A 24,484-nucleotide genomic window follows, 5' to 3' on the forward strand; every position below is an offset into this window, starting at 1 on the left:
CACAGCTCAACCTGCCAATGGTCCTAACCGGCGCGCGATGTCTTGCAACGCTGGTTCACACGGGGACGCGCGGGAAGGGGGTATGCCGGGCGCCGATTTGCGGTACTCCGCCATGAGGTGCCCGGCATACCCCCTTTCCGTGCAGCGAGAGAGAAAATGCCACCGCAGCGACACACAAACAAGCACCCAAAAAAAAGAGGCCTTGCGGCCTCTTGTGGTTTTTACGCTTTGACCAGCTCCGGCATCTCCGGCATGGCAATTTCGTTGTTCACACTGAACTGGTAGTCGCGGAAGATGTGCTCCGCACTGAGCTCCATATACGTTCCATCCGGCAGCTTGTAGGTCGTGTCCTTGAGCCGGTTGGTGGTGCTGCCGCAGGTCCAGCAGTTGTAGTTGCGCATGTGGGTGCACAGACAGGTCTTGTCCACCACCGAGATGTTCTTGCCATCCGGATGGATCTTGATCTGCTCGTTGTAGGCGTTGATGTAGGCGCAACCGCCGTTGCCGTCCAACAGGTAGCCGTAGGCCTCGCAGTTGGGGCGAATGCCGGAGCCAATGGCGGGCGTACTTTTCAGCATGCGCATGGGGTAGCCAGTGGGCGATACCGTGTTGACGATGATGTCTTCCTCGCTGGCGCGGAAGTACTCCTGCTTGACCTTGGAGGGCAGACCGCATTCGTGGGCCACGGTGAAGCGTGTGGCCACCTGCACGGCCGAGGCGCCGATTTCCATGAAGTTCACCGCGTCGGTGCCGGTGAAAATGCCACCGGCTGCCACCAGCGGAATGTCGAGCTTCTCGGTTTCCAGATAGAGCTTGATTTCCTTGACGATGGTGGCCAGGTCGAACTGCGCCCAGTCCAGGCCAAAGCCCAGGTGACCGCCGGCCAGGGGCCCTTCGATGATGATGAAGTCGGGCAGGCGGTTCAGGCGCGAGGTCTTGCGCAGGAACAGTTGCAGCGCGCGCACCGAAGACACGATGATGCCCAGCTTGGCATCGCGAAAGCGCGGGTGGTCGGCCATCAGGGCAAACGAGCCCAGGTGCAGACCGGCACTCAAGGTAATGCCGTCAATGCCAGCATCCAGCGAGGAGTTCAGGCGCACCTGCAGGGTCTCTTTGGGCCCGTTCATGGTCAGCTTTTCCATGCAGTTCACAAACACCATGCCCGGGCCTTTTTTGGCCTGCATGGTCTTGCCCACGTGCAGCTTGGTGGCCTCGGCCAGGCGGCCCAGGTCGAATTGCACCAGGCTCTTGTCGGAGTTGTCGATGTTGTGCTTGTAGAGCTTGGTCTTTTCCTTGACGAAGCTGGTGTCAAAGCGGCGGTCCGACACGTCCTGCACCATGGCGTCAGAAATGTGGCCTATGCCGCCCAGGCGGGCGGCTTCCAGGGCCAGCTCGGCCGTGGAGATGTCCACGCCCATGCCGCCAATCATGATGGGCACCAGTTCCTGTTTGCCAAAGCGCAGCCGAAAATCATCTAGTCGTTTCATTGCCATCCCGTTCGGGGTCTCAAAATGCGGTTCAAGGGGGTATGCCCGGTTTTCCGGTCGCCAATCATGCGGCCATACCGGATTATCAGGCAGGCCGTTGCCTGTACAGGCGTAGTTGGATCAATAGACCATTTTATGACCCCGGTTGCAAGCTTGGGTCCCCCGTGTTTTCCTGGGTGGTCGCTGCTACAGTCCATGCCATGAGCAAGGCCTTTACCAAAGAGTCCGACGATACGGACGAAGACGAACTGCAACTGCCCGCAATACCCTCGGGCGGCAAAAACTACATCACGCCGCAGGGCTATGCCACGCTCAAGGCCGAGCTGCTGGACCTGATAGACAACGAGCGCCCCAAGGTGGTGGAGGTGGTGCACTGGGCCGCCAGCAACGGCGACCGCTCGGAGAACGGTGACTACCTGTACGGCAAGAAGCGCCTGCGCGAGATCGACCGGCGCATCCGCTTCCTGACCAAACGCATGGAAATCGCCGAGATTGCCGACCCGGCCGTGCACCACGGCAATGAGCAGGTCTTCTTTGGCGCTACCGTCACCTATGCGGATGACGCCGGGGTGGAGCGCACGGTGCGCATCATCGGCATCGACGAGGCCGACAGTTCCAAGGGGGAGGTGAGCTGGATTTCACCGATTGCACGCACACTGCTCAAGGCAAGGGTGGGTGATGAGCTCAAACTGGTCATGCCCGACCGGGTGGGCAACATCGAGGTGCTGGCCGTGCAGTACCCGGCTCCCGTCCCAGGCTGAGGAGACGCCGGTGCCAGGCTGGCCCGGTATCAGGTTTCGTTGCCGCTCCCATTGTTTGCGCTGCCACTGCGCACCGCCTTGAGCACGCTTTGCGCGCGGCGCAGGTTGCGCAGTGCCACCTCCAGGTGGGCGGTATCGCGCACGGCCACCAGAAAGCGCAACTCGCGCGCCTCCTGGCCGCCTTCCTGTCCCATGTCGATGTCGATGATGTCGGCTTCGGCCGCGGCCAGGGCCGTAGCCATACGGGCCAGCATGCCCTTGCCGTTGCTGCAGGTGACGGTCACACCAGTCTTGAAGGAACGCACCGGGTCTTCGGCCCAGTCCACGCCGATAAAACGCTCGGCGTCCTTGGCCTTGAGTTTGCGCGCCACGGGGCAGTCGTGCTGGTGCACCACCAGACCCTCGCCGCGCCCCAGGTAGCCCAGAATCTTGTCGCCGGGAATAGGGCGGCAGCATTGGGCAAACTGAACCGAAGCGCTCTCGCTGCCGTCCAGTGTGATGGCGCCGCTGGTGCCGGACTCATGGGCGGTAAAGCGCTCGCGCGTGAGCAGCAGGGCGTCGGGCTTGTGGCCGGCCTCAGAAAGCAGCAGCACCAGGCGCTTGGCCACGATGTTGGCAATGCGTTTGCCCAGGCCAATGTCGGTGAGCAGCTCCAGGCGCGTCTTGTTGCCGGTGAAGCGCAGCAGCTTGTCCCACGTGGGCGTGTAGGTCGGATCCGTTTCGGGCAGGAACTCAAAACCTTCGGAGCGCAGGGCCTGCTGCAGCAGGCGCTCACCCAGGCTCTCGGACTCGGTCTGCTCCATGGTCTTGAGGTGGTGGCGGATCTTGGAGCGGGCGCGGCCGGTGCGCACAAAGTCCAGCCAGTTGGGGTTGGGCGAGGACACCTGGGCCGTGACCACCTCCACCACATCACCGTTTTTCAGTTCGGTGCGCAGGGGCACCTGCTCGCCATTGATGCGCGCGGCAATCGTGCGGTCGCCCACGTTGCTGTGGATGGCATAGGCAAAGTCCACCACCGTGGCGCCGCGCGGCAGGGCCAGGATTTGCGTCTTGGGCGTGAACACATAGACCGCATCCGGGAACAGGTCCACCTTGACGTGGTCCCAGAACTCGGCGGCGTCACGGGTCTCGTCCTGGATGTCCAAGAGCGACTGCAGCCACTGGTTGCCGGTGCGGTCCGCACTCAGGTCGTTGGGGTGGCTGGCCTTGTAGAGCCAGTGCGCAGCTACGCCCGACTCGGCCACCAGGTGCATGGCCTCGGTGCGCATCTGGAACTCCACATTGATGCCGGCCGGGCCCACCAGCGTGGTGTGCAGCGACTGGTAGCGGTTGACCTTGGCAATGGCGATGTGGTCCTTGAACTTCCCCGGCACGGGCTTGTAGAGCTGGTGCAGGATGCCCAGCGCCTTGTAGCAGTCGATCACCGTAGGCACCAGCACGCGCAGGCCGTAGATGTCGGTCACCTGGGCAAAGCTCAGGTGCTTGGACTGCATCTTGCTGAAAATCGAATACAGCGTTTTTTCACGCCCGGCGATGCGCACCGGCATGTCGGCGGCGGCAAACACGGCTTCCACTTCTTTTTGCACTTTCTGGATCAGGTCGCGGCGGCGGCTGCGCGCCTTGGCCACGGCCTTGCTCAGAATGGCGTAACGCCAGGGCTTGAGGTGTTTGAAGGACAGGTCCTGCAGCTCGCGGTAGGTGCTGTTGAGGCCCAGGCGGTGCGCAATCGGCGCGTAGATGTCCAGGGTCTCCGAGGCAATGCGGTTCCATTTGGACTTGGGCATGTCCGACAGGGTGCGCATATTGTGCGAACGGTCGGCCAGCTTGATCAGGATGACGCGCACATCGCGCGCCATGGCCAGCAGCATCTTGCGGAAGGACTCGGCCTGGTTTTCTTCGCGGGTGTTGAACTGCAGTTTGTCGAGCTTGGTCAGCCCGTCCACCAGTTCGGCCACGGGGGAGCCAAAGCGCTCAATCAATTCCACCTTGGTCACGCCACAGTCTTCCATGGCGTCGTGCAGCAGGGCGGCCATCAGGGCCTGCGCGTCGAGCTTCCACTCGGTGCACTGCAGGGCCACGGCAATCGGGTGGGTGATGTAGGGCTCGCCGTTGTTGCGCATCTGGCCCAGGTGGGCCTGGTCGGCAAAACGGTAGGCCATGCGCACCTGTTCCACGTCGCCCGCCGACAGGTAGTCCAGGCGCGCGGTGAGGCCGGCAAAACTGGCGGACGCGGCATTGGCGACCGCCGTACTGACGGCAGGTGGCTTGGAAGTAATCGCGTTGCCCATGCTCCAAATGTAGCGCAGGGACAGTGGCCCTGCAGTGCGCAAAGTCCCAAGCGAAAAAAAACACCGCAAGCGGTGTTTTTGGTTGGTGCCTGATGTGCTTACAGGGGCACTTTTTTCAGCATCTCGATACCCACCTTGCCGGCAGCGATTTCGCGCAGGGCGGTCACGCCGGGCTTGTTCTTGCTTTCGATCTTGGCGGTGTGGCCTTGGCTGAGCATGCGCGCGCGGTAGGTGGCGGCCAGGACGAGCTGGAAGCGATTGGGGATTTTTTCCAGGCAATCTTCAACGGTAATACGGGCCATGAATGTCTCCAATACTTAAGGGATGTGCAATGCTTTGAATGTTTCGGCCCGGGCACGACGCTGCGCCGAAAACTTGAGCCGCTGGGAGTGAACAATGGCTTTCAGATCGAATAGCGCACGGTCAAACAACTCGTTGATTATAACGAAGTCGAATTTATCGGCATGAATCACCTCGGCCTGTGCGTTTTTCATGCGCAGTTCGATGATGTCGGGGGCGTCCTCGCCACGCCGCTCCAGCCGTGCGCGCAACTCGTCCCAGCTGGGTGGCAGGATGAAGATGCACACCGCGTTGGAGAAGATGTTCTTGATCTGCAGCGCGCCCTGGAAGTCGATTTCCAGGATCACGTCTGCACCCTGTGCCATGCGCTCTTCAATCGCCTTCTTGGAGGTGCCATAGCGCTGGTTATGCACATGGGCCCATTCCACAAAAGCGTCGTTGGCCACCATGGCGTCGAACTCGCTGCCGGACACAAAAAAGTACTCGCGCCCGTGTTTTTCCTGGCCGCGAGGCGCTCGGGTGGTGTGGGACACCGAGGGCTGTACGTGGGAGTCGAGCTCCAGCAAGGCTTTGACCAGGCTGGACTTGCCCGCCCCGCTGGGGGCTGCGACGACAAAAAGATTACCGGGATAGTCCATGGACATGGCTTTTGCTGCGGGTGGCTGGAGTCGGCCTATTCTATGTTCTGAACCTGCTCGCGCATCTGTTCGATCAGCACCTTCATGTCCACCGAAATATGGGTCAGCTCCAGCGCAGTGGACTTGGAGCCCATGGTGTTGGCCTCGCGGTGCAGCTCCTGGATCAGGAAATCCAGGCGTTTGCCGACCTCGCCGCCTTTTTTCAGCAGGCGCTCGATCTCATCCAGGTGCGAGTTCAGGCGGGTGATCTCCTCGGCCACGTCGATGCGGATGGCAAAGGCGGTGGCCTCGGTCAGGGCGCGGTCCTGGGCGGCTTCGGGCAGGGTGCTGCCCTCGGTCAGGGCCATGGCTTCCTTCCAGCGGTCCAGAAAGCGCTGGCGCTGTTGCTCCACCAGTTGAGGCACCAGCGGTGTGGCCTGTGCGGCCAGGGCGCGCAGCTGCTCCAGGCGTTCGCTCAGCATGCTTGAGAGGCGCCCACCTTCGCGCTGGCGTGCGCCCAGCAACTCTTTCACCACGGTTTGGGCCAGCGGCATCAGGTCTTCGCTCCAGTCACGCACGCCCGACTGCTCGCTGGCGGCAAAGCGCAGCACGTCGGCCACGCTCAAGGGCGAGGCCAGCGGCAGCCAGGACTTGATGCTGTCCTGCGCGCTGTTGAGGCGCTGCAGCAGTTTGGGGCTGGCCTCGGGCACGCCGCTGGCGTTGGTTGTCTCAATGGAAGCACGCACCTCGACCTTGCCGCGCTTGAGCTTGCCAATGATCAGGTCGCGCAGCGTGGGCTCAAACTGGCGCAGGTCTTCGGGCAGGCGAAAGGTCAGGTCCAGAAAACGGCTGTTGACGGAGCGGATTTCCAGTCCCAACTGGGCTGCGGCAGGACCGCGGCTGTCGGCATTGGGCAGGGCGTTGGCTGTGCTGTGCTGTGCACTGGCATAGCCAGTCATGCTGTAAACTGGCATTGCGGGTTCTCGGGTCAAAGGGAGGGCCCCGAGAATAACCTGATTTGGATCGCAGCCCGTCTCACCAGCCCACAGAGTCAGCCAGAACACGCAGCCCTATCAATTCATGTCCAAGGTCAAGCCCTCTCCTCTTCCGCCCGATACCGTCGTAGGGGGCTACCGCATCATTCGCAAGGTGGCCGCAGGTGGCTTTGGCTTGGTGTACCTGGCACTGGACCCGGAAGGCCAGCAGGTGGCCATCAAGGAATACCTGCCCTCGTCCCTGGCCACACGCGCCCCTGGCGAGTTGATGCCCCAGGTGCAACCTGAAAAACTCTCGCTGTACCGCCTGGGCCTCAAGAGCTTTTTTGAAGAAGGCCGCTCGCTGGCACAGATCTCCCACCCCTCGGTGGTCAGCGTGCTGAACTTCTTCCGCGAAAACGAAACCGTCTACATGGTGATGAACTACCTGGAAGGCGCCGCCCTGCAGGACTTCATCGTCACCGCCCGCGAACTCAAGCAGACCAAGGTGTTCCGCGAGTCCACCATCCGTTCGCTGTTTGATGAAATATTGCGCGGGTTGCGCATCGTGCACCAGCACAAGATGCTGCACCTGGACATCAAGCCCGCCAATGTGTTCATCACCGACGACAACAAGTCCGTGCTGATTGACTTCGGCGCCGCCCGCGAGGTGCTGAGCAAGGAAGGCAACTTCATTCGCCCCATGTACACGCCGGGCTTTGCCGCCCCCGAGATGTACCGGCGCGACTCCTCCATGGGCCCCTGGACCGACATTTACGCCATTGGCGCCTGCATGTATGCCTGCATGCAGGGCTATCCGCCCAACGAGGCGCCGCAGCGCCAGGAGAAAGACCGCATTGCCATTGCCCTGGCGCGTCTGCGCGGGGTGTACTCCGACAACCTGATCGAGGTGGTGGAGTGGTGCATGTCGCTGGACGCACTCTCCAGGCCGCAATCGGTGTTTGCCCTGCAAAAGGAACTCAGCCGCGAAGGCGAGCGCCGCTACACCAAGCTCAGCGTGGCCGAGAAGGTGCGCATGCAGTTTGACAACATGGTGGCCGACACCAAGAAGCCCGTCACCATGCCCGCCATGGGCGCCAAACCCAAATGAAGTTTTCGGTTTTCCAGATCAGCCGCAAAGGTGGGCGCGAAAAAAACGAAGACCGCATGGGCTATTGCTATACCAATAGCTCGGCCCTGTTCCTGCTGGCCGACGGCATGGGCGGTCACCCCGAAGGCGAAGTGGCGGCGCAGCTCGCCCTGCAAACCATCTCCGCCCTGTACCAGAAGGAAGCCAAGCCCGAGCTGCAGGATGTCAAGAGCTTCTTCAACACCGCCATCATTGCGGCGCACCGCCAGATCCTGCGCTATGCGGCCGATGGCGGCCTGAACGATACGCCGCGCACCACCCTGGTGGCAGCCGTTGTCCAGGGAGGTGTGGCGCACTGGATGCACTGCGGCGATTCGCGCCTGTACTTTGTGCGCGATGGCGAAATGCTGGCCCGCACGCGTGACCATTCCTACCTCGAGCAGCACCAGGGCTCGTCCAAGCCGCCCACGCTGCCTGCGGGCATCAACCGCAACGTGCTCTACACCTGCCTGGGTTCACCCACCAAGCCAATCTATGAAGTCACCGGCCCGGTGCCACTGCAGCAGGGCGACAAGGTGTTGCTGTGCTCGGATGGTCTGTGGGGCAGCCTGCCGGATGTAGACATCGTCTTCCATTTGGGGCAAAAGCCGGTGTCGGTGGCCGCCCCGGAACTGGCAGAGCGTGCCCTGCTCAAGGCCGGAGCCAGCAGCGACAACGTCACCTTGGTGGCCATGGAGTGGGAAACGCCGGACGTGTTCGAGTCCACACGCGGCAGCATCTCCACCGAGAACATGGACAACGCGGTGTTTGCCTCGACCGTGCAGACGGGCTCTCTGGATGCGTCGGATGACGATCTGGACGACGCCGCCATTGAGCGCTCGATTGCCGAAATCAACGCAGCCATACGCCGCACCGCCACCCGCAAGTCCTAGCCTCGGGCGGCTTGCTGCTTTTTCAAAAAGAGAGTTTGTCATGACCGCATTCACGCGCACCCAGAACCGTGCCGCCAACGCCCTGCGTCCGATCAAGATCACCCGCGGCTACACCGTGCATGCCGAGGGCTCGGTGTTGATTGAGTTTGGCGCCACCAAAGTGTTGTGCACTGCCTCCGTGGAAGAAAAAGTGCCGCCGCACAAGCGTGGCAGCGGCGAGGGCTGGGTTACCGCCGAATACGGCATGCTGCCGCGCGCCACGCACACCCGCAGCGACCGCGAGGCCGCGCGTGGCAAGCAAAGCGGGCGCACCCAGGAAATCCAGCGCCTGATCGGCCGCTCGCTGCGCGCCGTGTTTGACCTGAAGCTGCTGGGCGAGCGCACGATCCAGCTCGACTGCGATGTGCTGCAGGCCGACGGCGGCACCCGCACTGCCGCCATCACCGGCGCCTTTGTGGCGGCGCAAGATGCCGTCAATGGCCTGCTGGCCAAGGGCAAGATTGCGCAGTCGCCCATCACCGCGCCTGTGGCCGCCATCTCCGTGGGCATTGTGGATGGCACACCGCTCTTGGACCTGGAATACGTGGAAGACTCCGCCTGCGACACCGACATGAATGTGGTGATGACGGGTGCTGGCCATTTTGTGGAAGTGCAGGGCACAGCCGAAGGCGTGGCCTTCAGCCGCGCCGAGATGACGGCCCTGCTGGACCTGGCTGAAAAAGGCATTGGCGAGCTCATGGTCCTGCAACAGCAGGCGCTGGCTGCCTGAGGTTGGGGGCGCCCATGAAAATCGTCCTGGCCTCCAACAATGCAGGCAAGCTGGCCGAGCTGCAGGCCCTGTTCGGCCCGCTGGGCTGCACCCTGATTGCGCAAAGTGACTTGGGTGTGCCCGAGTCCCCCGAGCCTTACAAGACCTTTGTGGAAAACGCCTTGGCCAAGGCCCGCAATGCGGCCCAGCACACCGGCTTGCCCGCGCTGGCCGATGACGCCGGCCTGTGCGTGGACCATTTTGGCGGCCTGCCCGGTGTAGACACCGCTTACTACGCCACGCAGTTCGGCTACCCCAAGGGCGATGCCAACAACGTGATTGCCCTGCTGGAGCAGATGCGCGGCGTGGAAAATCGCCGCGCCGCCTTGGTCAGCACCCTGGTGGCGGTGCGCGCGCCCTATGACCCGGAGCCGCTGATTGCCATGGGCCGGGCCGAAGGCCTGCTGACCCAGGAGCCCGTCGGCAGCAACGGCTTTGGCTTTGATCCGGTGGTGTGGATTGCCGAGTTCGGCCAGACCTTTGCGCAGCTGCCGGTGGAAGTGAAGAACGCCAACAGCCACCGCGGCCGCGCCGCCAAAATCATGGTGCAGCTGATGCGCACGCAATGGTTGCATGTTGCTGCCCAATAGGCACTGAAGCGTCCCGTGTCCATCATCCCCATCGCACCCGCGGCCGAAGGCCAGGCGCCCGCGCCGCGGCACGACATCCAGCACTACCTGCGCCCGGGCAGCCTGCAGCTCGCGGCCCTGCCGCCCCTAAGCCTCTACATCCACCTGCCCTGGTGCCTCAAAAAATGCCCGTACTGCGACTTCAACTCGCATGCCCAAGGGCAGGACGGCCTGCCTGAGCAGAGGTACATCGATGCGCTGGTGGCTGACCTGGATGCCTCGCTGCCTCTGATCTGGGGCCGTACCGTGCACAGCATCTTCATAGGCGGGGGCACACCCAGTTTGTTTTCCCCAGCGTCCATTGACCGGCTGCTGGGCGACATCCGCGCGCGCCTTCGCCTGGAGCCGGACTGTGAGATCACGCTGGAGGCCAATCCCGGCACCTTCGAGAAGGACCGCTTCCGTGCCTTCCGCCAGGCTGGTGTGACGCGGCTCTCCATCGGCGTGCAAAGCTTTGACGATGACCATTTGCGCGCCTTGGGCCGGGTGCATGACAGTGCGCAGGCCCGCGCTGCGGTGGAAGAGGCGGCACAGGCCTTTGACACTTTCAACCTGGACATCATGTATGCCTTGCCCGGCCAGACGCTGGAGCAGGCCGCTTTGGACATAGACACGGCCTTGCAATACAAGCCGCCACACATCTCCATCTACCACCTCACCATCGAGGCCAACACCGTGTTTGCCAAGTACCCGCCGGTGGTGCCCGAAGACGACGCGGCCTATGCCATGCTGGACCAGATCACCGAGCGCACCGAAGCCGCCGGGCTGGAGCGCTACGAAGTCTCGGCCTATGCGGCCCAAGGCCACCGCTGCTGGCACAACCTCAACTACTGGCAGTTTGGCGACTACCTGGGCCTGGGCGCGGGCGCGCACGGCAAGCTTACTTTTGCCCACCGCGTCATACGCCAGGTGCGCTTTCGCGACCCGGCGCGCTACATGCACGAGGCCCTGCAGGGCAACGCCGTGGCCAGCGAGGACGAAGTGGCGCGCGCCGACCTGGCCTTTGAGTACATGCTGGGCGCGCTGCGCCTTCGCCACGGCTTTGGCCTGCGCGACTTCGGCGAGCGCACCGGTTTGCCCATCACTGCCATCCAGGCCGCCCTGCAGGAGGCAGAGAAGAAGGGCCTGGTCGAGCGCGACTTTGCGCGCGTGCGCCCCACGGTGCGGGGCTTCGATTTTTTGAGTGACTTGCAGACCCTTTTCCTGTCCAATTGATGCACAACCCAACGCAGCGGGGCTGCGCTTGGGCAGGCGCACACTGGCGTTGAAATAGGGGGCTACACATGTTCTCGGTCTATGGCAAGGCGGGTCGCCTGTTTCGGGGCTCCATGGAGGAGCTGCGCAAGATCGGCCCCACCGCTGCCATCAGCCGCAGTCACCGCATTGCCGGTGTGGGGCGCGAGATGCTGGACGTGGGCCTGTCGGCCATGGCCGATGCCGTCTACGGCACAGGTGCTGGCCACAAGCAGGCCGCACGCAGCAGGCCCGATGTGGCCCACCGCGAAGCCATGGCAGCCTACGCACAAACCGCCAGCAACCAGCCAGCGCGCCACCCCTTGACGCTGGTGCGCGACATCATGAGCGCCAGTGCCATCACCCTGCAGGAAGACGCCACCGTGGCCCAGGCCTGGGACCTGCTGGCCGCACACCAGCTGGGCCAGGCGCCGGTGGTGGATGCGTCGGGCGTTCTGGTGGGCCTGCTGACGCGGGCCGAGCTGATGCCCCCGGACCGCCTGCCTGGCTCCGGCGCCCATGCCCTGGTGTGGCAGGCGCTGATGATGCAAAGCGTGGCCGACCTGATGTGGACCCCGGTGCCCAGCGTGGCCCCCGAGACCGACATCCGCCGCCTGGCGCGCGTGCTGCTGGATACCGGCCTGCCGGGTTTGCCGGTAGTGGACGAGCAGGGCCGTGTCACGGCCTTTGTGTCACGCACCGACATCCTGGGTGCCGTGGTGGGCGACCCGCCACTGGACTTGTGGACCTAGTTGGTGGTGAAGGCGTTGAAGGGCCCGTTCAGGGTTCCCGTGCCGGTGTTGACGCTCTTGCCTTCGATCACGGTGTAAACGGTGCGGCCAAAGAAGAAGGGCAGGCCCCAGTCAAAGGTGCAGCCACCCACAGGGCAGGGGCTGATGGGTTCGCCCCCCATGTTTCCACCCAGGTTGCTGAATGCGAAGTGGGTGCTCTGGCTGAACAAGGTGTCTGCGCTGGAGATCGAAAAGCTGACACTGGCACTGGACGTCGCCGTCTGCATGCGGGCCGTCAGGTTTTGCGTGCTGCCGGGGCAATAGAAGTCATTGCTTGCAAGGCGGCAGGTGCCTGCCAGTACGGAGGGCGCTGGATCATTGAAATAGAGTCCGTTGGAGCCGCTGTCCAAAAAGCTGCTGGCATAGCTCACACCCCGGTACACCGTGGTGAAGTTGCCCTGCGCGTTGACCGGTATGACGCTGGCTTGGTTCAGGCGGTTGTTGGCCTGCGTGCCCACGCCGAAGATCAGATAGCCCTGCGCACTTGAGACGCCGGTGGCCGTGCCGCCACTGTTGCTTGTGGGCAGTGCGGGCAACTGGATCACCACACCGTTGTTGTTGCCGGAGACAAACAGGCTGACCGGGTTCTGCACCTGCTGGGCGGGGAGGGGGTAGCGCCGCACCCCTGTTAAGCCTGTGAGCTCGCAGCCAGTGGCAGGCGAGGCGCAGTCGTAATAGTGTTGCCTGTCGCTGGCAAACAGGCCTACGCCCAGAATGCCATTGGCAGTGAGCATTTGGGTGTTGTTGGATGCATTGGTGGACGTGGCCAGCAAAGGCGCCCCGGTGCAGGCCGCGGGGATGCTGGCATGGCCGGCATCCATAAGCTGCACCGGTACCGCAGGCGCGCGCTCCACCCCCACACCCGAGAACGCCAATTGGCCCCCCATTTCCACGTCGGCCACTTTGACACTCCCCCAGGCCAGGGTGTTGAGAAATTGCGCGCACTCCGAGATGGTCGAGCTGCTGCCGATGGTGTGGGCGGGCAGGGTGATGGCGGCATTCACCTGGCTGGCAAACAGGCGCAAGCCGGTGGAGCCAGTATCCACCAACACATTGTCGATGGTGGTGCAGCGGCGGGTATTGGGCTCGCACACCCGGACCGATACATAGGGCATGTTGACATTGGCGCCCGGCCCGGCTTGGACCAGCAGGGCAGCCACATTGGAATCACTCAGCAAAGCCGGGCTGGCCGGGAAGGTGGCGACCACGGCGCTGCTGCTGGAGCCGCCGCCACCACCACACGAGGCCAAAAATCCAGACAGGAACACGGCTGCCAGACCGCTGGCAGAGCGCCACACGCTGCGCTGCAATCGATGGGGCTGCACTAGCGGATGTCCTGTGCGCTCAGACGCGCTGGCAACTGTCCTGGCAAAAAGGCGCGGCCTGCAAAAGAGCCCATCCTGCCGCCTGACTCAATCACCAGCGTGGCGCCCTGCACGCTGACGCCCCGCTTTTGCTGGCGTACGGCATCGGCGTAACTGGAAAAATGCGTGCCCAGCAGGCGCGCAAAGTCCGGCAATGTGGGCCCGTCCCAGCCCACCGCAAACACCAGGCCGTTGGCGTCTGCATACTGGCGTACGGTGACACCTTGGGGCAGCGTATGGGTAAACAGCGTGGCACCGCTGGCCAGCGTGGTCTGACTGGCGCTGGCGCCCCAGGCTTGTTGATCGGCCTGAACCGAGGCCAGGTCGCCACCCAGCTTGGCCCAGCAGGAGGTGCAACACAGCAGGCCCAAAAGCGCGCAGCCCAGTGCGCTTGCCAGCCGCATTGCAGAAGAATGTGTGAATGTATTTTGTAGCTTGAAAGCCATACGGTCGAGGTTACCACCAGGGTCACACGCCTTGCGCGTCGGCACAGGTTTCAATTGGTAAACGCGTACAGCGGACCTGTCATATTGCCTGCGACGGTGTTCACCCGGCCGCCTTCGATGACGGTGAACACCGTCCGGCCAAAAAAGAAGGGCAGGCCCCAGTCAAAGTAGCTGTCGCTGGTGGGGCCCCCCAGGTTGCTGAAGGCCACGCTCTTGCCCGATGCAAACAGCTGGGTGGCGTTGTCGATGGTGAAGGGGATGGTGGTGCTGGATGTGGCCAGCGCCACCGAGGCCTCCAAATGCATGCTGCTGCTCGGGCAGTAAAAGCCGGAAGCGCCGCGGCCACAGCTGCCCATGAACACCGCCGGGTCGTTGAAGAACAGGCCGTTGGAGCCGCTGTCAAAGAAGCTGTTTTGCATGGGCACACCACGGTAGGTGGTGGTGAAGTAGCCGGTGTAGGCGTTCACGGGCACCACGCTGGCGGCGTCGAGCTGGTTGTTGGTTTGCGTGCCCACTCCGAAAATCAGGTAACCCTGCGCCCCGCTGGCTCCCTGGCTTGGCAAGGGGGGCAACTGCACGGCCACCCCGTTGTTGTCGGTGGGGAAGTGGGCCACCGGGTTTTGCACTTGCTGGCTGGCCAGCGGATAGATCTGGCAGGCGCTGCTGGCAGCCTGGCAATTGAAGTAGAGCTGGGCATCGTTGCCAAACAGCCCCACGCCCAGAATGCCGTTGGCATGCAGGCCCTGGGTGTTGGCCGAGGACACGGTGGACACCATGGGTGCGCTGCCACAGGCGGCTGGCATGCTGGCGTAGTCTTCCTGCATCAGCTGCACCGGTACCGAGGGCGCACGTTCGCCCCCCATCACCACATCGGCCACCTGCACCGAACCCCAGGCCACCATGCTCAGAAATTGCGCGCATTCATAGATGGTGCTGCTGGCATTGATGCTGTGGGTGGGCAGGGCCAGGGCGGGTGCGGCTTGCAGCTGGCTGGCAAACAGGCGCAAGCCGGTGGAGCCGGTGTCCAGCAACACGTTGTCAATCGTCTTGCACCGGCTGGTGTTGGGCTGGCACACCGTGACCGAGACGTAGGGAATATTGGCGTTGCGGAAAACACTGGACTGCACCAGGACCGGCACCACATTGGCGTCCGTCAGCTTGGCCAGGCTGGGTGGAAAAGTGGCCATGGCGCTGGCCGCGGCATTGCTGCCGGTGCCACCACCACCACCGCCGCAGGCTGCCAGTGCAAGAAGCACACCGGCCCACAGCCAGCGCAGGAGTGAAAGGACAGGCAGGCGCATGGTCTGGCTCCCCCTCACTCAGCGAATGTCCAGACGCGACAGCGTGGGCGGCAGCAGCCCCGGCAGCAAGGCATGCCCACTGAAGGAGCGCATCATGCCGCCCGCTTCCACAACCAGATCGGCGCTCTGGATGCTGATGTGGCGCGTGTTCTGGTGCTGTGCCTGGTCGTAGGCCGCAAAGTGCGCACCCAGCAGGCGTTTGAAGTCCGGCAGCACCGGGCCACTCCAGCCCACGCCAAAGACGGTGCCATTGGCCCCCACGTATTGCCGGATGGTGACGCCATTGGCCTGCTGCAGCGTGTACTGCGTGGCACCTGCCAGATTGGTTTTGAGGGCGCTGCCAGCGCCGCTGGCCTGCTGGTCGGCGTAGACCGAGTCCAGCGAACCGCCCAGCCCCGCGTGTGCTGCGGCACAGAGCAGCAGGCTGATTGCAGCGAGCGCGCGCCTGCGCAACGCTGCGCATTGGTGTCTTGCAACCATATGTGCAATTCCATGTATCTGAAGGCCTCTATCCGGGCATGCAGGTAACCCGTTGTTCAGAGGCCTTGCGGTCTTGATCCCTGCTGGGGATTGTCTGGAAACGCGGGGAAATGGAAGGCGAAAAAAAGCCCGGTAAACCGGGCCTTTTGTGCGACTTGTCAGGCGCTGAAGTTTGCTACTTCACCCACTGGTTGAGCTGGATGATGGGCATCAGCACGGCCAGCACAATCAGCATCACCACCAGGCCCATGACCACAATCAGCAAGGGCTCCAGGATGGTGGCCAGGTGCATGGCGCGGCGCTGCACCTCGGTGCTGAGTTGCTTGGCCGCGCGGTCCAGCATGGAAGGCAGTTGGCCGGTCTGCTCGCCCAGGCGCGCGAACATGGACAAGAGGCCGGGGAAGCGTTTCTTCTGCGCCAGGGCTGCGGCCAGCGGCGCGCCTTCGCGCACCAGCACCAGCGCATCCAGCGCGTCGCGCTTGAGGGCCTGGTTGCTCAGGGTTTGGGCTGCTGCCTGCAGGGCTTGCAGAATCGGTACGCCCGCTGCCGTCAGCATGGACAGGGTGCCCGCAAAGCGTGCCGCGTTGTAGCCGCGCGCCAGCTTGCCCAGGATGGGCAGGTTGAGCCAGGCGGCGTCCCAGCGCTCGCGAAAGGCGGTGTTCTTGAGCATCTGCCACAGCAGGGCCGAGCCCGCCGCCAGCAGCAGCGCCACCAGCCAGCCGTAGCCGCGCACAAAGTCGCTGATGGCCATCATGGCCACCGTCAAAAACGGCAGGGCGTGTTTGCTGCCGGCAAACACATGGGCCACCTGCGGCACCACATAGCCCACCAGAAACAGCACGATCACCACCGCCACCAGCGAGACGATGGCCGGATAAAGCGCAGCGCCCAGCAGCTTGGACTTGAGCACCTGGCGCTCCTCCAGGTCCTCAGCCAGACGCACCAGCACGAGCGAGAGGTGGCCGCTTTGCTCGCCTGCGCCCACCACCGCCACATAGATGTCGGCAAACTCCAGGGGGTGCTGCTCCAGCGCCTTGGCAAAGCTGGTGCCGCCATTCACCGAAGCCCGCAGCGCGGCATTCAGGTTGCGGTGGGCCTCCGACTCGGACTCTTCGGCCAGCGAACCCAGGGCCTGCTCCAGCGGCAGGCCGGAGGACACCAGCTCGGCCAGCTGGCGCGTCCAGATGGCCAGCTCGTTGCTGTTGATCACGCGCGAGTGCCAGCCGCGTGCACTGCCCTCGGCCAGGGGCCTGCCGGCCAGCACCTGCACCGACAGCGGAATAAATGACTGCGCGCGCAACTGGGTGCGCGCCGATTTGGCGCTGTCGGCCTCCAGCGTGCCTTTGCGGGTTTGCCCCTGATCGTCCAGGGCAGTGAAGGAATAGGCGGGCATGGGGCTGACCTTATCACGAGTGAAGTCAGGGACAATGGCGCATGCAAGCCACCCCGACCTCCCGCTTTGCCGCTGTGGACATGCTGCGCGGCCTGGCCATGGTGTGGATGACGCTGTTCCACTTCAGCTTTGACCTGCAGCACTTCGGCTACCTGCAAGCCGACTTTTACCGTGACCCGTTCTGGACCGTGCAGCGCCTGGTCATCGTCAGCCTGTTTGTGTTCTGCGCCGGCCTGGGCCAGGCCATTGCCGTGCAGCAGGGCCAGAGCAGGGGCCGTTTCTGGAAGCGCTGGCGCCAGATTGCGCTGTGCGCGCTGGCGGTGAGCATCGGCTCGTATGCCATGTTCCCGCAAAGCTATATCTACTTCGGCATCCTGCACGGCATGGCCCTGATGCTGATCCTGGGGCGGCTGCTGGCGGTTGTCTGGTCTGCCACCCCGGGCGCTGGCTGGCGGCTGTGGCTGCTGGGTGTGCTGGCCCTGGCCTTGCCGCGCATGGCCGAACAGGCGCACGCGCTGTGGCCCGCGCTGGACTTTTTAAATGAGAGGCTCTGGAACTGGCTGGGCCTGATCAGCCACAAGCCCATCACCGAGGACTACGCGCCGCTGTTTCCCTGGCTGGGTGTGATGTGCTTCGGTTTGGCTACGGGACAGTGGCTGGTATGCCGACATGCGGCGGCCCTGGAGCGCGCCAGCCAGGCTTTGGGGCGTGGGGTGCCGGGTGCGCCGCTGCGCGGCCTGGCATTTCTGGGGCGCTGGAGCCTGAGCTACTACATGCTGCACCAGCCGCTGTTGCTGGGTGGGCTCAGCCTGCTGGCCTGGATGCGGCCGGTGTAAGGCCTCTGCACCCAATCGGAGCAGTACCTGCGGCATCAAATAGTTTTGCACTATTGAGGTGCACGCTCATCAAACCACCGTAGACTTTGAAGCGGTGTGCCGTGGCGCACCTCGGGCTGAGTCAGGCGGCGATGGTGGCGGGTTTCAGAACCCCAAGCCGGCACCCTCACAACATAAATTTTTGCGGAAACACACGTGAATCAAAAATCCCATCGCGCCACGCATCCAGCGCCAGGCCATCCCAATGTCTACGGCTCTTCCTTCTGGTCTGCGGGCGTGCGATTGATGAGCCGACACAACTTCGTTGTGAAAGCCTTGATCATTTCCCTGCTGTTCCTGACGCCCCTGTTTCTGATCGGGTACTTCTATTCCTCTTCCGAGTTGCAACAGCTCCGGTTCAGCCAGTCCGAGCGGATTGGCGTGGCGACCCTGCAAAAATTCAGCCCCATCTTGCAAGGTGTGCTCAAGACCCGCAACGCCACCCGTGCCATGCTGGGCAACTTTGATGGCCAGGCCAAGTATGCCGAGGGCAGAAAGCAGACCGACGAGGCCCTGGCCGGGTTCGAAAGCCAACTCCAGCAAAACGGCGACCCGCTGCAGGTACGTCCTGAATTCGACAAGCTCAAGAACGCCTGGTTGGCCACAACGAAGTCGAAAAACGGGGCCGATGAAAATGGCCGCACGGTCTTTGGCCCGGTGACGGCATCCATTCTGGCGCTGCTCAACAAGATCGGCGACAACTCCAACCTGGTGCTGGACCCCGACCTGGATTCTTTTTACCTCGTGGACACCATGGTGCTGTCCATGCCGCCGCTGGCTGAGGACCTGGGCCAGCTGTGGGGCTGGGGAACCTATGCCGTGGCCCGACCCGGCCTGTCCGTGGATGAAGAAAAGCGGTACACCGTGTGGGTGGCCGGCGTGGAAAATGGCATCAAGAGCAGCAAGGCGTACCTGCAGCGTGCCATCGATGCGAACCCGGAGCTCAAGGGCAAGCTGACTACCAAGGTGTTTGATGACGCCCTGGCATTCCAGAAGTTTGCTGCTAACCCGGATGCCCTGATACAAATGACCGATATGACGCCGCAGCAGTACTTTGCCAAAGGCGAGGCCGCGGTGGGCAACCTGATGGGCTTTTACGACTCGGGCCTGCCTGCATTGGATGCGCTGCTGGTCAAGCGGATCGACCAGATGAAAGTGCGCATGGGAGTGGTGGGAGGCGCGGCACTCATCACGCTGTTGCTGGCGGGCTATTTTTTCTACAGCTTCTTTCTCCTGACCCGCGGCGGCCTGCAGTTGGTCGGCCGCCATCTGCAGGAGGTCGCCGATGGCGACCTCAGCCAGGCGCCGGCCGAGCCCCTGGGGAAGGATGAGCTGGCCCAGGTGGTCCGCTCCCTGATCGGCATGCATGCGGTGCTGGGCCAGTTCCAGAAAGAACAACTGGAGATGGCCACCCAACATGCTGCGGGCCTGGTCGACCACCAGATAGCTACAGCGGCACTGCCTGGCAGCTACGCAGATATGGCCCAGGGCATCAACACCCTGGTCATGGGTTACACCCAGATGATCATGCGCCTGGTGGAGTTGCTCGGTCAGTACGCCAGCGGCGACTTCCGCCAGGAGGTGGCTGTCTTGCCAGGGCAACTGAGGCGCGTTACCGATGCGGTGGGCGAGGCGCGCAAGGCGATGCAGGAGGCGGCAGTGGCTGCCAACCACAATGCACGCGTCAAGGCGGCTTTGGACAACGTCAGTCTGCCGGTGCTGATTGCCGACAACAGTGGCACCATCATTTACCTGAATACGGCCCTGCAGCAGACCTTGCGCCGCGATCGCGAGGGGTTCGCCCGGAAGCTGGCGGGTTTCGACCCGGAACAGGTGATCCACAGCAGCGTGGGCATGTTCTATGACAACCCGCAAGAGGCGCTCGATCGCCTGCAGCGCATGGGTGGAACCGTGCAGTCCAGGCAGCATTTCGGCAGCCGCACCTATGACCTGACGACCACGGTGGTTGTTTCGGCAACCGGCGAGAAGCTGGGCACCATTGGCCAGTGGCTGGACGTCACGGAGCAGCTGGCGGCCGAGACCGAGGTGGGCGGGCTGGTAGACGCCGCAGCCTCAGGTGACTTCAGCCAGCGGCTGTCTGCTGAGGGCAAGACCGGCTTTTTTGCCAACCTTTCCACCGGCATGAACCAACTGATGGCCACCAGCGAACTGGGGCTGAGCGACATCGCCCAGTTGCTGACCGCTTTTTCCAACGGGGACCTGACCCAGCGCATTAGCCGCGACTATGCGGGCCTGTTCGGTGAAGTCAAGGAGCGGGCCAACCAGACCGCGGAAAACCTCACCCGTGTGCTGGGCGAGGTGCGCGAGGCCGCCAACGCACTCACCAGCGCAGCCAGCCAGGTCAGTTCCACCGCAGGGTCCCTGTCACAGGCGGCCAGCGAGCAGGCCGCCAGTGTGGAAGAAACCAGTGCGCAGATTGATTCGATCTCTGCATCCATAGGCCAGAACACGGACAACGCCAAAGTCACCGACGGCATGGCAACCAAGGCCAGCCGGGAAGCGGGCGAAGGGGGGGCCGCCGTGACGCAGACGGTCATTGCCATGAAGCAGATCGCGGCCAAGATTGGCATCGTGGACGACATTGCCTACCAGACCAATCTGCTGGCCCTCAATGCGGCCATTGAGGCCGCGCGTGCGGGCGAGCATGGCAAGGGCTTTGCTGTGGTGGCCGCCGAGGTGCGCAAGCTGGCCGAACGCAGCCAGGACGCTGCGCGCGAAATCAGCGCGCTGGCCAGCAGCAGCGTGTCGACGGCGGAACGCGCCGGAGCGCTGCTGGATGAAATCGTTCCCAGCATCCAGAAGACCAGTGAACTGGTTCAGGAAATTGCCGCAGCCAGCACCGAGCAGAGCGAGTCGGTGACACAAATCGGTGGGGCCATGGGCCAGCTCTCCAACGCCACGCAGCAGAACGCCGCAGCGGCCGAAGAGTTGGCGGCCACCAGCGAGGAGCTCTCCAACCAGGCAGAGCAACTCCAGACCAGCATCGCCTTCTTCCATACCGGCGCATCCGGGGCCAGCGTGGCCCCGCGTCTGTCCACGCAAAAGCCGGATCGCCGGGGCGACCCACGGCGGCTCTCCCTTATGGCTTCACAGACGGGCTCGAATTTCAAACCTTATTGAACCGGAGATACGGCGCCCGCGGGTGGGCGCTGTTGTCCTGCAGAACGCTAATCCCGCGTCACCCGCAGCAGCTCTTCCGGTGAGGTGATGCCGGCTTGCACCAGGCGCGCGCCGTCGTCGCGCATCAGCACCATGCCCGCGTTGATCGCAGCCTGACGCAATTCGGCATCCGACGCACGGCGGTGGATCAGGGCGCGCTGGGCATCATCAGTGACCAGCAACTCAAAGATGCCGGTGCGGCCCTGGTAGCCGCTCTGCGAACATTCGGCGCAGCCCGCGCCGTGGCAATGCGCGCAGAGCTTGCGCACCAGGCGCTGGGCCAGCACGCCCAACAGGCTCGAACTCAGCAAAAACGGCTCCACGCCCATGTCGATCAGGCGGGTGACGGCGCTGGCGGCATCGTTGGTGTGCAGGGTGGCCAGCACCAGGTGGCCCGTGAGAGAGGCCTGGATGGCGATGTGGGCGGTCTCGAAATCGCGGATCTCGCCGATCATGATCACGTCCGGGTCCTGGCGCAGGATGGCGCGCAGGGCCTTGGCGAAGGTCAGGTCGATCTTGGCGTTCACCTGGGTCTGGCCCACACCGGCCAGCTCGTACTCGATCGGGTCTTCCACCGTCATGATGTTGCTGGTCGTGGCGTCCAGCCGCGAGAGCGCCGCATACAGCGTGGTGGTCTTGCCCGAGCCGGTGGGGCCGGTCACCAGGATGATGCCGTGGGGCTGGGCAATCAGGCTCTCCATGCGCTGCAGCACCTCGCCCTGCATGCCCACCGATTCCAGGTTGAGCGCACCCTGGCTCTTGTCCAACAGGCGCAGCACGGCGCGTTCGCCATGCGCGCTGGGCAGGGTGGAGACGCGCACGTCCATGGCGCGCGTGCCGATGCGCAGCGAGATGCGCCCGTCCTGCGGCAGGCGCCGCTCCGAGATGTCGAGCTGGGCCATGATCTTCAGGCGGCTGATCAGCGCAGCGTGCAGCGCGCGGTTGGGCTGCACCACTTCGCGCAGCGTGCCGTCCACCCGGAAGCGCACGCTGCTGTGGCGCTCGTAGGGTTCGATGTGGATGTCGCTGGCGCCGTCGCGGGCAGCCTGCGTCAGCAAGGCATTGAGCATGCGGATGATGGGCGCGTCGCCCGCGCTCTCCAGCAGGTCTTCCACCGCGGGCAGCTCCTGCATCATGCGCGACAGGTCGGCGTCGCTCTGCACCTCGCTCACCACCGAGGCGGCGCTGGACTCGCCCTGCGCATAGGCGGCGCTGATGCGCTGCTGCAGCTGGTCGGCACTGAGCATCTCGATGTGGTGCGCGTGGTGCTTGCGCAGGGTTTCGCTGATGCCGCCAGGGGGCGTGGCGGCATGCAGCCACAGGGTCAGGCTGTCACCCTCCTGCTCCAGCAGCAGCTGCTGGTTGCGGGCAAAGGCGTAGGGCAGGGGGTAGCGTGAGGCCATGCGGTGAGCGTTTATTGCACCGGGCTTGCGCTGGCGGGTGCCACCAGTGGTTGCACCGTGGCAGGGCTTGCCTTGGCCCGGGGCTTGATGGGTGGTGCCTCGGGCAGGACGGCTGCCCCGTTGATGGGCATCACCTTGCTGGGCAGGGGCTGCGAGTCCTGCTGGGTGCCGCGCATCTGGTCGTAGCGGCTGTTGGACAGCACGTCGCTGGCATAGCCGTCACGTATCACCACCGGGCGCAGGAACACCATCAGGTTGGTCTTGCTGCGGCTGCGTGCTTCGCTGCGGAACAAGGCGCCAAAGAACGGGATGTCGGCCAGGCCGGGCACGCGGTCGTTGTTGCCCGAGTAGGTGTCCTGCAGCAAGCCGCCCAGCACCACGATGGAGCCGTCATCCACCAGCACATTGGACTCGATGGAGCGCTTGTTGGTGATCAGGCCGGTGGCCGAATTCACGCTGGAGGCCTGCACCGTGGAGACCTCCTGGAAGATGGACAGCTTGACCGTGCCGTTCTCGCTGATCTGGGGCTTCACACGCAGGGTCAGGCCCACGTCCTTGCGCTCAATGGTCTGGAAGGGGTTGACCGAGCCGGTGCCGCCCGAATTGGCATTGGTGTACTGGCCGGTGACAAAGGGCACGTTCTGGCCGATGACGATCTTGGCCTCTTCGTTGTCCAGCGTCAGCAGGTTGGGTGTGGACAGGATGTTGCCGTCGCCGTTCTGCTCCAGAAAGCGCGCCAGAAAGCCCAGCGTGTAGACGCCGTTGTTCAGGGTGGCCGCACCGATGTTCAGACCGGCCGCTGGCGCGACCGTGCCGGCCGCAGCGCCGGTGGCCAGCGCAATGATGTTCTTGGCGCCGCTGCCAAAGTTGGTGCCCAGCAGGCCGATGGTGGAGTCGCCGGCCTTGCCGATGGGGCCCTGCCACTGGATGCCGAATTCGGCGGCACGGTCGGCGTTGACCTCGGCGATCAGGCTCTCCACGAACACCTGCGCGCGCCGGCCATCGAGCTGGTCGATCACGGCGCGCAGTTGCCGGTATTGCGGATCGGGCGCGGTGATGATGAGTGAATTGGTGGCCACGTCGGCCTGCACCTGTCCACCGGTGGTGGCGCTGGCCGGTGCGGCAGCAGCGGCACCGCCGCTGGTGGCCGTGGCCACGCTGCTGCGCACCTCACCCGAAATCACGGCACGCAGTGTGGCGGCCAGCTTGGTGGCGTCGGCATTTTTCAGCATCACCACATGGACGTTGCCGGTACCACCGTCGCCTTGCACCGTGGGCTGGTCCAGCCGCGCCACCAACGATTTCACCAGTGAAATCCGGGCCGGGTTGGCAGCCCGCACGATGAGCGCATTGCTGCGCGGCTCGGCAATGATGGTGGTCTTGAAGCCGCTGTCGGTCTGGCCGGCCGCGGGCGCGGCCGCTGTGCCGCTGTCCATCAAGCGCAGGATGAGCGGTGCCAGGTCGCTGGCAATGGCGTATTTGAGTGGCAGGATTTCCAGGTCGCTGCCATTGGCCACGTCGCTGGCGGCAATGATGCGGGCCAGGCGCTGCAGGTTGTCGGCGTAGTCGGTGATGATCAGCGAGTTGTTGCCGGGGTTGACGTTGATGACGTTGTTGGGGCTGATCAGCGGGCGCAGCACGGGCAGCAGGTTGGCCGCGCTCTCGAAGTTGAGCTTGAAGATCTGCGTGACGATCTGGTTGCCCGCAGCGCCGCCTTTGCCGCTGCCGTCGACACTGACGCCGCCGCTTTGCAGCTTGGCATCGGCCTCGGGCACCACCTTGTCCAGCCCGGCTGACTCGACCACGGTAAAGCCCTGCAGGCGCAGCGCCGCCAGGAACTGGTTGTAGGCGCGCGCCGGGGAGATGGGCTGGTCCGTGGTGAGGGTGATGGTGCCCTTCACGCGTGGGTCCACCACCACCTGGCGCCCCGTCATGCTGGACATGGCGCGGGCCACGGCTTCGATCTCGGCGTTGGCAAAGTTCAGCGTGACCGGCATGCCCCGCGTCAGCTTGGGCACCGGTGGGGCGTCGGCTTGCGCAAAGGACAGGGAGTACACGGCCAGTGCCGCAACCAGGCCACCTGCGCGTACCCATTGATTGACAAGTCGAAATGGCAAGGGATATTGCATATG

21 protein-coding genes are annotated in these 24,484 nt (G+C 63.9%); 9 read left to right on the forward strand and 12 right to left on the reverse strand.

The features are described from left to right. Positions 1-221 precede the first annotated feature (221 nt). Entirely contained in the window at positions 222-1,487 is a 1,266-nt protein-coding gene (locus DIC66_RS06955; protein WP_117175427.1) for a nitronate monooxygenase, read from the reverse strand. A gap of 200 nt (positions 1,488-1,687) precedes the next feature. Between DIC66_RS06955 and greB the strand changes: the two genes are divergently transcribed. Further along, the gene (greB, locus tag DIC66_RS06960) at positions 1,688-2,248 is read left to right on the forward strand and encodes a transcription elongation factor GreB (RefSeq protein WP_117175429.1); all 561 of its coding nucleotides are present in this window, start codon (positions 1,688-1,690) and stop codon (positions 2,246-2,248) included. A gap of 29 nt (positions 2,249-2,277) precedes the next feature. Here the strand turns inward: greB and DIC66_RS06965 are convergent, their stop codons facing one another. The 4 genes from DIC66_RS06965 to DIC66_RS06980 form a co-directional block, all read right to left on the reverse strand. After that, positions 2,278-4,536 carry a RelA/SpoT family protein gene (locus tag DIC66_RS06965; protein ID WP_117175890.1) on the reverse strand — a complete coding sequence of 753 codons (2,259 nt, stop codon included), beginning with the start codon at positions 4,534-4,536 and terminating at the stop codon, positions 2,278-2,280. 98 nt (positions 4,537-4,634) lie between these two features. Then, a complete protein-coding gene (gene rpoZ, locus DIC66_RS06970; protein ID WP_117175431.1) occupies positions 4,635-4,838 on the reverse strand; it encodes a DNA-directed RNA polymerase subunit omega in 204 nt (67 codons plus the stop codon). A gap of 15 nt (positions 4,839-4,853) precedes the next feature. Next, on the reverse strand, positions 4,854-5,474 hold the full coding sequence (gene gmk / locus DIC66_RS06975) for a guanylate kinase (protein WP_117175892.1): 621 nt from the start codon (positions 5,472-5,474) through the stop codon (positions 4,854-4,856). Positions 5,475-5,509: 35 nt separating this feature from the next. Further along, positions 5,510-6,427: a YicC/YloC family endoribonuclease gene (locus tag DIC66_RS06980; RefSeq protein ID WP_117175433.1), complete on the reverse strand. Its 918-nt coding sequence runs from the start codon at positions 6,425-6,427 to the stop codon at positions 5,510-5,512. A 106-nt stretch (positions 6,428-6,533) separates the two neighbouring features. Between DIC66_RS06980 and DIC66_RS06985 the strand changes: the two genes are divergently transcribed. From DIC66_RS06985 to DIC66_RS07010, 6 genes are all read left to right on the forward strand, one after another. After that, positions 6,534-7,538 carry a serine/threonine protein kinase gene (locus DIC66_RS06985; protein WP_117175435.1) on the forward strand — a complete coding sequence of 335 codons (1,005 nt, stop codon included), beginning with the start codon at positions 6,534-6,536 and terminating at the stop codon, positions 7,536-7,538. Further along, positions 7,535-8,449: a PP2C family protein-serine/threonine phosphatase gene (locus tag DIC66_RS06990; RefSeq protein WP_117175437.1), complete on the forward strand. Its 915-nt coding sequence runs from the start codon at positions 7,535-7,537 to the stop codon at positions 8,447-8,449. The genes DIC66_RS06985 and DIC66_RS06990 overlap by 4 nt, the downstream gene beginning before the upstream one ends. Positions 8,450-8,489: 40 nt before the next feature. Beyond that, complete coding sequence (gene rph, locus DIC66_RS06995) at positions 8,490-9,218, forward strand: ribonuclease PH (protein WP_117175439.1); 729 nt, start codon at positions 8,490-8,492, stop codon at positions 9,216-9,218. 14 nt (positions 9,219-9,232) lie between these two features. Beyond that, positions 9,233-9,847 (forward strand): non-canonical purine NTP pyrophosphatase, encoded by a 615-nt coding sequence (locus DIC66_RS07000; RefSeq protein WP_117175441.1) that lies wholly within the window; start codon positions 9,233-9,235, stop codon positions 9,845-9,847. Positions 9,848-9,868: 21 nt separating this feature from the next. Further along, entirely contained in the window at positions 9,869-11,101 is a 1,233-nt protein-coding gene (gene hemW, locus DIC66_RS07005; RefSeq protein WP_117175894.1) for a radical SAM family heme chaperone HemW, read from the forward strand. Between the two features lie 68 nt (positions 11,102-11,169). After that, positions 11,170-11,871 (forward strand): CBS domain-containing protein, encoded by a 702-nt coding sequence (locus tag DIC66_RS07010; RefSeq protein ID WP_117175443.1) that lies wholly within the window; start codon positions 11,170-11,172, stop codon positions 11,869-11,871. Here the strand turns inward: DIC66_RS07010 and DIC66_RS07015 are convergent. The 5 genes from DIC66_RS07015 to gspF form a co-directional block, all read right to left on the reverse strand. Then, entirely contained in the window at positions 11,868-13,235 is a 1,368-nt protein-coding gene (locus DIC66_RS07015; protein WP_117175445.1) for a DUF3443 family protein, read from the reverse strand. The two genes, DIC66_RS07010 and DIC66_RS07015, sit on opposite strands and share 4 nt — an antisense overlap. Continuing rightward, positions 13,235-13,678, reverse strand: coding sequence for a DUF2844 domain-containing protein (locus DIC66_RS07020; RefSeq protein ID WP_158558861.1), 444 nt, complete (start codon positions 13,676-13,678; stop codon positions 13,235-13,237). Before DIC66_RS07020 ends, DIC66_RS07015 begins: the two co-directional genes overlap by 1 nt. Positions 13,679-13,770: 92 nt before the next feature. Then, positions 13,771-15,021 carry a DUF3443 family protein gene (locus DIC66_RS07025; protein WP_117175449.1) on the reverse strand — a complete coding sequence of 417 codons (1,251 nt, stop codon included), beginning with the start codon at positions 15,019-15,021 and terminating at the stop codon, positions 13,771-13,773. Positions 15,022-15,039: 18 nt separating this feature from the next. Further along, positions 15,040-15,501: a DUF2844 domain-containing protein gene (locus DIC66_RS07030; RefSeq protein WP_117175451.1), complete on the reverse strand. Its 462-nt coding sequence runs from the start codon at positions 15,499-15,501 to the stop codon at positions 15,040-15,042. Positions 15,502-15,676: 175 nt separating this feature from the next. Then, complete coding sequence (gene gspF, locus DIC66_RS07035; RefSeq protein ID WP_117175453.1) at positions 15,677-16,894, reverse strand: type II secretion system inner membrane protein GspF; 1,218 nt, start codon at positions 16,892-16,894, stop codon at positions 15,677-15,679. A gap of 41 nt (positions 16,895-16,935) precedes the next feature. On the opposite strand from gspF, the gene DIC66_RS07040 reads away from it, so the two are divergent. Beyond that, on the forward strand, positions 16,936-17,730 hold the full coding sequence (locus DIC66_RS07040) for an acetyltransferase domain-containing protein (protein ID WP_117175455.1): 795 nt from the start codon (positions 16,936-16,938) through the stop codon (positions 17,728-17,730). A 195-nt stretch (positions 17,731-17,925) separates the two neighbouring features. Beyond that, positions 17,926-20,910 carry a methyl-accepting chemotaxis protein gene (locus tag DIC66_RS23695; protein WP_147321258.1) on the forward strand — a complete coding sequence of 995 codons (2,985 nt, stop codon included), beginning with the start codon at positions 17,926-17,928 and terminating at the stop codon, positions 20,908-20,910. A 47-nt stretch (positions 20,911-20,957) separates the two neighbouring features. On the opposite strand, the gene DIC66_RS07050 is transcribed toward DIC66_RS23695, so the two are convergent. Together DIC66_RS07050 and gspD are read right to left on the reverse strand one after the other, a co-directional pair. Then, entirely contained in the window at positions 20,958-22,352 is a 1,395-nt protein-coding gene (locus DIC66_RS07050; RefSeq protein WP_117175458.1) for a GspE/PulE family protein, read from the reverse strand. An 11-nt stretch (positions 22,353-22,363) separates the two neighbouring features. Beyond that, complete coding sequence (gene gspD / locus DIC66_RS07055; protein WP_420820481.1) at positions 22,364-24,469, reverse strand: type II secretion system secretin GspD; 2,106 nt, start codon at positions 24,467-24,469, stop codon at positions 22,364-22,366. Between the last annotated feature and the right edge of the window lie 15 nt (positions 24,470-24,484).

Source organism: Rhodoferax lacus, from assembly GCF_003415675.1.
Classification (GTDB): domain Bacteria; phylum Pseudomonadota; class Gammaproteobacteria; order Burkholderiales; family Burkholderiaceae_C; genus Allorhodoferax; species Allorhodoferax lacus.

Excerpts from the sequence above, each read along its gene's own strand:
- DIC66_RS06990 (WP_117175437.1), top strand. The coding sequence starts at position 7,535 with ATGAAGTTTTCGGTTTTCCAGATCAGCCGCAAAGGTGGGCGCGAAAAA.
- rpoZ (WP_117175431.1), bottom strand. The coding sequence starts at position 4,838 with ATGGCCCGTATTACCGTTGAAGATTGCCTGGAAAAAATCCCCAATCGC.
- DIC66_RS07010 (WP_117175443.1), top strand. The coding sequence starts at position 11,170 with ATGTTCTCGGTCTATGGCAAGGCGGGTCGCCTGTTTCGGGGCTCCATG.
- DIC66_RS07020 (WP_158558861.1), bottom strand. The coding sequence starts at position 13,678 with ATGCGGCTGGCAAGCGCACTGGGCTGCGCGCTTTTGGGCCTGCTGTGT.
- DIC66_RS07025 (WP_117175449.1), bottom strand. The coding sequence starts at position 15,021 with ATGCGCCTGCCTGTCCTTTCACTCCTGCGCTGGCTGTGGGCCGGTGTG.
- DIC66_RS07000 (WP_117175441.1), top strand. The coding sequence starts at position 9,233 with ATGAAAATCGTCCTGGCCTCCAACAATGCAGGCAAGCTGGCCGAGCTG.
- gspF (WP_117175453.1), bottom strand. The coding sequence starts at position 16,894 with ATGCCCGCCTATTCCTTCACTGCCCTGGACGATCAGGGGCAAACCCGC.
- DIC66_RS06965 (WP_117175890.1), bottom strand. The coding sequence starts at position 4,536 with ATGGGCAACGCGATTACTTCCAAGCCACCTGCCGTCAGTACGGCGGTC.
- DIC66_RS06980 (WP_117175433.1), bottom strand. The coding sequence starts at position 6,427 with ATGCCAGTTTACAGCATGACTGGCTATGCCAGTGCACAGCACAGCACA.
- DIC66_RS07040 (WP_117175455.1), top strand. The coding sequence starts at position 16,936 with ATGCAAGCCACCCCGACCTCCCGCTTTGCCGCTGTGGACATGCTGCGC.
- DIC66_RS07050 (WP_117175458.1), bottom strand. The coding sequence starts at position 22,352 with ATGGCCTCACGCTACCCCCTGCCCTACGCCTTTGCCCGCAACCAGCAG.
- DIC66_RS06985 (WP_117175435.1), top strand. The coding sequence starts at position 6,534 with ATGTCCAAGGTCAAGCCCTCTCCTCTTCCGCCCGATACCGTCGTAGGG.
- DIC66_RS06955 (WP_117175427.1), bottom strand. The coding sequence starts at position 1,487 with ATGAAACGACTAGATGATTTTCGGCTGCGCTTTGGCAAACAGGAACTG.
- DIC66_RS07030 (WP_117175451.1), bottom strand. The coding sequence starts at position 15,501 with ATGGTTGCAAGACACCAATGCGCAGCGTTGCGCAGGCGCGCGCTCGCT.
- greB (WP_117175429.1), top strand. The coding sequence starts at position 1,688 with ATGAGCAAGGCCTTTACCAAAGAGTCCGACGATACGGACGAAGACGAA.
- gmk (WP_117175892.1), bottom strand. The coding sequence starts at position 5,474 with ATGGACTATCCCGGTAATCTTTTTGTCGTCGCAGCCCCCAGCGGGGCG.
- rph (WP_117175439.1), top strand. The coding sequence starts at position 8,490 with ATGACCGCATTCACGCGCACCCAGAACCGTGCCGCCAACGCCCTGCGT.